Below are 8,005 nucleotides of genomic sequence, written 5' to 3'. Positions count from 1 at the left end.
CTGCTACTGCTGGTACAACACCATTAAGTGTTTCTTCACTGACTGCTTTTGCTGTTTCTACCGCTACTTGCAATGCTAGTTTGTTTGTAACTGGCGCTTCAACAAATTCTAAATTATTGACAGCTTCTTGTAATGCTTCTAAAGCATTATCTATTTCTTTTTGAGAACTGTTATTGTTAGATAATACTGCATTTGCATCTGAAAGTTTTTCTGCAAAATTTTGGTATGTTTCAGGAGTATATTGATCTTCATCAATCTTTAAGCCATCTACATATGCTTGTAAATCATCACGATTTGGAAGTAAATCTTTATCATTAATCATAATGATTTCACTAATAGTAGGAACACTATTTGCTTCCCACTCAAATTTTAATTCATAAATATTTGACCAGAATGGTAAATAGAATTCATTTAATGATTTGCTTAACGAACCAATTTGTACCCATTCTCTACCATTTTGACCATCTACCAATGCTAATACCTTAGCATTGCTAATAGATCCTTTTTGAATAACATTAATTTTTGTTACATCTAAATTTTCAGAAAGTGTATAACTAATATATCCAGCATCAGTGGTATCTGGTCTATATTCAGTTGATAAGTTACCATCAAACATATTTTGTGGTACAAAACCTTGTTTTTCAATTACATTTGAGGCAAATGTTGGATCATTAGAAACTGGAACATATTCACCGTCATTAATTACAATTTCATTAAATACAACTGCACGATTTTTATTTGCCGCAGTAATTAATATTTTTATATAGCGTGCATTTACATTATCTGCTGTACCTTCTACATAAACTTTATTAGGATATTTACTAGATGCCTTATATCCAGCATCAGAATTTAGACATGTAATATCAGCATCATTGGTATTTTCTATTCCATCACCAATTGTAATAACTTTTGTCCAATTTTCTAAATCATTTGAAATTAGAACATCAGCATCACGAAGATAGTTTACAGCTGTATCCTGACAATACATTTCTAACTTATTAATTGTTCTTTCTTGTCCTAAGTCATAAATAATATATTGTCCTTCTTGTGGTAAATCAGCAAATTCTGTAATTGTATTTACATTACCATCGAATGCCGCACCATTATTACGACAATCTTCAGCTACACCCCAAGATGAGTTGATTCCAATATCACTATCTAATAAACTAGGTCCTGATAATTCATTTGAATTTACTTCAAACTTAGTAATATCGAATGTGATTGGAGTATCAGTCTTATTAATTAATCTTACATAACGAGCGTCTGGTAAATCAGAGCTTGTTGAATCAACATCTACCCAATCAACTTTATTTTTTGAAACTTGTAATGTTAACCCATCACCATTTACTAATTGTAAATCAATGTTAGCTAAATCTCTAATTCTTGGTAATGTAATACCAAGATATTCATCAACATTTAATGTAACTGAATTTGTTGGAACTACTAAAGCAGTACTTGTTTCGATATTTGTTGTAATATTTTTTAAAGCTTCATTATTTGTATCTACAAATGTTTCACTAGGTTTATTAACTCTAAAATCAGACATCTTCGTCCAAACACCTTTAGCCTGAGTATTTCTAACTCTAACATAACGTGCTTTAATTCCTGTTAAATCAGCCTCTACAGTTTTCTTTTCAACATTTTGGCTATAACTTGCAAATACAGTATAGTTTTCACCATCACTTGAATACTCTAAATCATATTTATTCCAGTAATCATTACCAGAATTACCCATAATAAATCTTACAACACCTAATGGTTTTACTTCTCCTAAATCAAGCCCGATATAATCACCAACTTGAGTATTTTGATTATACCATACAAAGCTATTATCATTGTCATCTATTAAATTAGCTTCAACATAGTTACTATATATACCATAGCTTGAAGTTTTAATAACACTAGCATTGTATTTTTCTTTGGTTTCTTCATCAACACCTTTACCATTAACTACGATATCCCGAACACCTAACCAAGTATTTGTTTTATCAACAGTTGCAATCATTCTAATACCTTTAACATCTTTTAAATTAAGAGAAGTTAAATTAATTTCTTGTGGTAAATCATATTCTTCACCATTTACATCTATCCACTCTTTACCATCAATTGTATATTGAACTTTTGCTTTTAAGAAAGTATCATTTAAATTTCCACTTTGCCCTAATTTAAATGTTACAGAATCAATATCAATTCCTTTTGTATAGCTAATACCCACATATGTACCAGCTGTGATACTATTTGGTGTTTTATAAACTACTTCTGTACTAGCATTATTATCTAATGCGTTATTAACTGATCCAGCTGGGGTATCAGTACGATTAGTAATGTATCTAACAGATTGTTGTCCTGGATTAACAATACTTGATACTCTTTCTGATAAAACAGTATCTAAATTTTGCATAAATGGATAAATATGCTGTCTACCTACTTTTGCATATTCAATATGATCAACATAATGGAAACCATGTGTTCTGGATTCATCAAAAGCAGCTTGACCTGCAGCAAAGTAATCCCAAATGACACTACTATCTTCTTCATTTTGTAATGCTTTAGCCGCATTTAAATAATTAATAACTGCCTCAGTTGTATCTTGCCAACAGTCTAACCAATAAATAATTTGATCTCTAGTTCTTTCATTTCCTGGATTATTACGATAAGTATTGACACTATCTTGTAATAATTTAAATTCAGCAATTAAATCGTCTGCTTTAGCAATAATATCATTACCAGCATTTAAATCACTCATAAACTGAGTTAATTTTGGTGCTAACTCAACTGATTCAGGTATACCAGTATTTGAGTTCATCATATGTTTACCTAACTCTCTATACGCAATAGAAGCTGGGGTATCATAAATCGTTCCATGATCAATATAATTAAATGCATCATGCCACACTTTATCATAATCACTAGCATATTCCCAAATATTCCATGCATAATCTGCATTAGCAAAAATACCATGTTTACTTGGTTCAGATTGCTGCATTGGATTTAAAACAATCCCTTTCATTTTTGCTGGATCTGCACCTGGAATTAAGAATCTAGTTGCTCCACCCATAATTAAACCATCTTTAGTATTATCACTACATGGCCAGTTGATCCACATAAATGGAGCAGTACCCATGCTACTATTGAAATTATTTAAGAATGTTGAATTTGTTGATCCCCAAACTTGTCCACCAGTTTGGATAATACTTACAGTATCTGGCATACCTTTTAAAGATGTTAGTCCTAAACCATTTCCATAATAGTTTGCTGGACAGAAAGTCATATCAATTTTAAGTCCTTCAACTGTTGCTTGCTTTTCAATTAACCAATTAGTTAGATCTGTCATTAATCGAACATAACTTGCACCTCCACCAACTGGTTCAGCAGCATCATCTGCTAAAATTGAGAATTGTTTAACACCTGCATTCATTAATTGTTCAAATTTAGTTTTAATAACATTTAAATCCTCATTATAATTAGCATCAGTATTAAATCTAAAACTATTAGCCATAAATGGGTGCAATGCATAAACATAGTAACATTTGCTTTGATTACCAGCTTCTGCTAATCTAGCTATTCCTTCTAACTCTTCATCTGTATACATTGATCGCCATTGTTTATTATGCTTTGGATCATCTTTTGGAGCATAAATATATTGATTTAATTTATAATCTCCTCCAAAAGTCATTAAATCAGCACGATCATCATTTGACCAAGGATTTCCATAATAACCTTCAATAAATCCTCTAGATTTAATTTCTGCATAATCATTAATTTTTAAATTTAAAATATTATTATCTTTAACTTGGGTAAAGATGTGTTTTAATGATGTTACCCCGTGGAAAGCAGCATCAGTATCTTTTCCTAACACTGCGATAACACCGTCATTGATACTTAAAATATATGAATCATATTTAGTAAATAAATTCTCATCTTCAATTAGAGCATTATCTTTAAAATATTTATCTACATAATCATTAGAGTTATATACCCCAACTATTAAGTTAGTTTTGCTTCCATCAATAGCATTACCCACTGTATTAGTTTTATCTAATAATTCTAAAACATCTACAGTATGATTTTTAGTATAGCTATCAATAGCACCATCATAAACTACATTTACATCATCAGAAATAGCAAAATTACCATTTCCATAAACAACTTCATGTGGAGTTGGATAAATTGTGTAATTAGTAGTTGTCGTTTCTTCTGCACTTACAGTATTCAACATAACTAATGAACTAAATGTCATTGTTAATGTTAAAACAACCGCTAGTGCTTTCTTAAATGTTTTCCTCATTCTATTCCCCTTTCTCATATTCCATAAACTAAAGTAGCATCCACGTTTACTAATAATTTATGCCTTGGTTTTGCATAAGAACGTAACAAATAAATAAAGACCAAATACAAATACACTAAAAGCATATATAGTATCTGGTCTTGCCTACTTAAAGTAACAATCCTACTGCACCTATATTATACCATTACGTAAATCACTGTCAACTCCTTTCACTAAATAAGAAGTCATGTTTTATTAGAAACAAATATACAATTTAGTTAATTTTTACTAAAATTAAAAAGCAATTATTTATTAAAATACTTGCTTTTATTCTGTATTCTTTTTTATATGTATACACAAATATGTTTGTTCATCAGGTGATAAATGATAATCATATCTATCTTCAATAAGTTTTACGATCCTATTAATACATAACGCTAATCTTGCATCTTCTTTTAGCATATCTCGAATATTTGAAGTTGTATCAACAAAGTTATCTGTCTCATCTCTAAAAATTCTTTCTGCTAAATATTTTAGATGAATTGAAATTCGAGCATAACCAATTGAATCTTCTTCTAATTCAATCTTCATTGTTGATTTTATTAGATTTAGTACCTCTTTAGTTAAAGTGACAATCTTCATTGCATTATTGGCTTTATCATTAAGAGAGAAATTAACTAGATGTAATGCTAAATACCCCGCTTCATCATCATCTAAATGAATTCCTATCTTTCTTTCTATATAATCAAGGGCCCATAATCCAACCTTGTACTCCTTTTTATATAATGTCCTAGTTTCATTTAAAATAATGTTTGGTAAATACACATTTTCTTTTTTTCTCTTAACCGCAAAAGAAAGGTGATCACTTATAGCAATAAAAATTTCACCACTAAAATCTGTTTCTAGCTCCTTAATAGCTTTAGCAACTATCTTATTAGCAATCTCAAAATAAATAGCTGGGACTTCGTCAATAGATTGCTCAAAACGCTTTTTTTGATCATCTTTAAATAAATATGTTTTCTCTATCTTAGCCTCATCAACCAAATCACCAATTTTCTTTTGAAATCCAATACCAGAACCAGTTAAAATAATATCACCAAGCTCATCTGAAATCGCAGCTACACTGTTATTGTTAAAAACTTTTAATATTTTCAACTTTGCCACCTCTTTCTACATCAATATATCATTTATTGAATCAACAATAAAGCCAACTTCTGTACCAATAATAATTTGTATACTACTTTTACCAACTTTAACAATACCTGTAGCACCAGTTGCTAAAATTTCCTGTTCATTAACTAAATTTATATCTTTTAACTCTACCCTTAAACGTGTAATACAACTATCTACAAAAACAATATTACTACGCCCTCCTAATGCTTCTAATAATAAAATTGCTATTTCATCATAATCTTCAGTAGTTAAAGACACATGATATTCTTTTTCATCAACCTCAATAATCGGTTCATCAATCTCTCTACCCGGCGTCATGAGATTATATCTCACAATCATAAATCTAAAAATACAATAATATAAAATCGCACATACTATTCCTAAAGGAATTAACATAAATATATCATTTGCATAAGGTGAACGAATGCTAAGAATATAATCAATTAAACCAGCTGAAAAACCAAAACCTGCAATCCAATGAAAAAAGGCAGCTATAAACATCATAATTCCTGTTAAAACAGCATGGATTACATATAAAACTGGAGCCACAAACATAAACGAAAACTCTAATGGCTCAGTTACCCCCGTTAAAAATGAAGCAAAAGCCGCAGACAATAAAATTGATCCAACTTGTTTTTTCTTTTCTGGTCGTGCACATTGATATATAGCAATTCCTGCAGCCGGCAATCCAAACATCATTACTGGAAAAAAACCAGCTTGATACATACCTGTAATTCCCGGAATTCCTCCCGATACAGTACCCCAAAATTTTCCAATATCATTAATACCAGCACTATCAAACCAAAATACTGAATTTAATGCATGATGAAGTCCTGTTGATATTAATAAACGGTTAAAGAAACCATATAACCCAGCCCCAATTGGTCCAAGTCCAGATATTGCTTCTCCCAATCCAACAAATAAACTGTATAATAACGGCCAAACAACTATTAAAACTGCCGAGATTATTAACATCATAAAAGTAGATACAATTGGTACAAAACGTTTTCCTCCAAAAAAAGAGAACGCCATTGGTAACTTAACCTTAGAAAAATGCTGATAATTAAATGCTACTACTAAGCCAACAAGAATCCCAACTAAAGTATTTGCAGAGTTTTCAAATGCCAAGGGAACTTGTTCAATAGGAATTCCTCTAAATAACGCCACTGCTTTGGGCGATAATAGACTAGTCACTATTAAATATGATACTACTGCACATATAGCTACAGTCATATCTCTTTCCTGAATCATTCCTATTGCAATGCCAACAGCAAATAAAAGTGGTAAATTATCAATAATTGCGGTTCCAGACTCTATTAAAAACGCAGCAATTAAATTATTACTTCCCCAACCAAAGGGATCGATCCAATACCCAATCCCCTTTAATAGTGCAGCAATTGGCATTACTGACACTGGTAACATTAAAGACTTTCCTAATCTTTGAATATAGTTCATCGTTATCCTACCTTATATATTCATTATCCCAAAATGAAATATTATAGATTCCCCATCTCTACACTTTGTAAAATTATAACCTCTAATATCAAAATATGTCAACCAAAACAATAATTCAAAATTACCAAAAATAATTCTAAATTGACCGTTGACATTATTTAAATTAAACGGTAGAATTTAATTGTGATGTTACTATTAAATTAGGCATTAGCGGTTATTTTTTTATAGCAGCTAATGTCTTTTTATTTTATTAAAAGGAGGGGTGAAAATTAATGGATTTTTTTTCGAAAATAATTACTTTAAATAAAAATAATCAGATATATGCACCAGTCAGTGGAAAAATTATTAGTTTACATGATGTCCCTGACAAAGCTTTTTCAAATAAATTAATTGGGGATGGATTAGCAATTGAAGTATCTTCTAATTGTATCTACGCTCCTTGCCAAGGTAAAATAAATATAATCGCTCCAACTAGACATGCATTTGGTATTTTAACACCTGATGGTGTTGAAATATTAGTTCATATTGGTATTCAATTATTAAAACCTAGTGCTGCTAATTATAACTATCAAATAAAAGTTGGTGATGATGTAGATGTCGGGACTCCTATCGTCACTTTAAGTGATGAATTACTAAAAAAATACAATTATAAAATAATAACTCCAATTGTAATATGTAACCATCATAACCATCCAATTAAAACAATGACTACTTCTTCAACCATAAAAGCGGGTAAAACAATTTATACATATAAATAATCAATCTCTTTTATAACAAAAATTTAAGTACTAAAACAAATATAACCTAAAAGATTCAAACTCTTATGAGCTTGAATCTTTATTTTTTATTTAATTCTCTGTTTTTTATTACTATACAACAAGGCAAATAAACTTATAATCCCTGATGAAATAAATATTAAAATATTTGTTTCATCACCTGTTTTAATTGCATTTACTGTACTGTCTCCTGATTTTACAGGATTAACATCATTATCTACTGGTGGATTTGTTGGATTAGCTTCTAATCCTGCCATTGCTTTTGTTAATCCATTTATCGCATTTTCTACTTCTTCTTTTGTTGCATTTGGATTATTTAATATTGCATTTGCTT

General features: G+C 30.2%; 5 protein-coding genes. 1 reads left to right on the top strand and 4 read right to left on the bottom strand.

Features of this window, described 5'->3' with window-relative positions; all coding sequences use genetic code 11:
• From ACLR9T_RS12865 to nagE, 3 genes are all read right to left on the bottom strand, one after another.
• Positions 1–4,288, bottom strand: a 4,288-nt coding sequence (locus tag ACLR9T_RS12865) for a beta-N-acetylglucosaminidase domain-containing protein (RefSeq protein WP_413109907.1), incomplete at its 3' end; no start/stop codon positions are given.
• Between the two features lie 306 nt (positions 4,289–4,594).
• A complete protein-coding gene (locus tag ACLR9T_RS12860; protein WP_413109906.1) occupies positions 4,595–5,422 on the bottom strand; it encodes a PRD domain-containing protein in 828 nt (275 codons plus the stop codon).
• 15 nt (positions 5,423–5,437) lie between these two features.
• Positions 5,438–6,895: an N-acetylglucosamine-specific PTS transporter subunit IIBC gene (nagE, locus tag ACLR9T_RS12855; protein WP_413109905.1), complete on the bottom strand. Its 1,458-nt coding sequence runs from the start codon at positions 6,893–6,895 to the stop codon at positions 5,438–5,440.
• A 272-nt stretch (positions 6,896–7,167) separates the two neighbouring features.
• On the opposite strand from nagE, the gene ACLR9T_RS12850 reads away from it, so the two are divergent.
• On the top strand, positions 7,168–7,653 hold the full coding sequence (locus ACLR9T_RS12850) for a PTS glucose transporter subunit IIA (protein ID WP_413109904.1): 486 nt from the start codon (positions 7,168–7,170) through the stop codon (positions 7,651–7,653).
• A gap of 86 nt (positions 7,654–7,739) precedes the next feature.
• On the opposite strand, the gene ACLR9T_RS12845 is transcribed toward ACLR9T_RS12850, so the two are convergent.
• The coding region (locus ACLR9T_RS12845) for a hypothetical protein (RefSeq protein WP_413109903.1) at positions 7,740–8,005 on the bottom strand (266 nt) is incomplete at its 5' end.

This window comes from Thomasclavelia sp. (assembly GCF_047249845.1).
Taxonomy (GTDB): Bacteria; Bacillota_I; Bacilli_A; order Erysipelotrichales; family Coprobacillaceae; genus Thomasclavelia.
The sequence above is the reverse complement of the archived record's forward strand: the minus strand, read 5'-3'. Positions and strand labels throughout refer to the sequence as shown.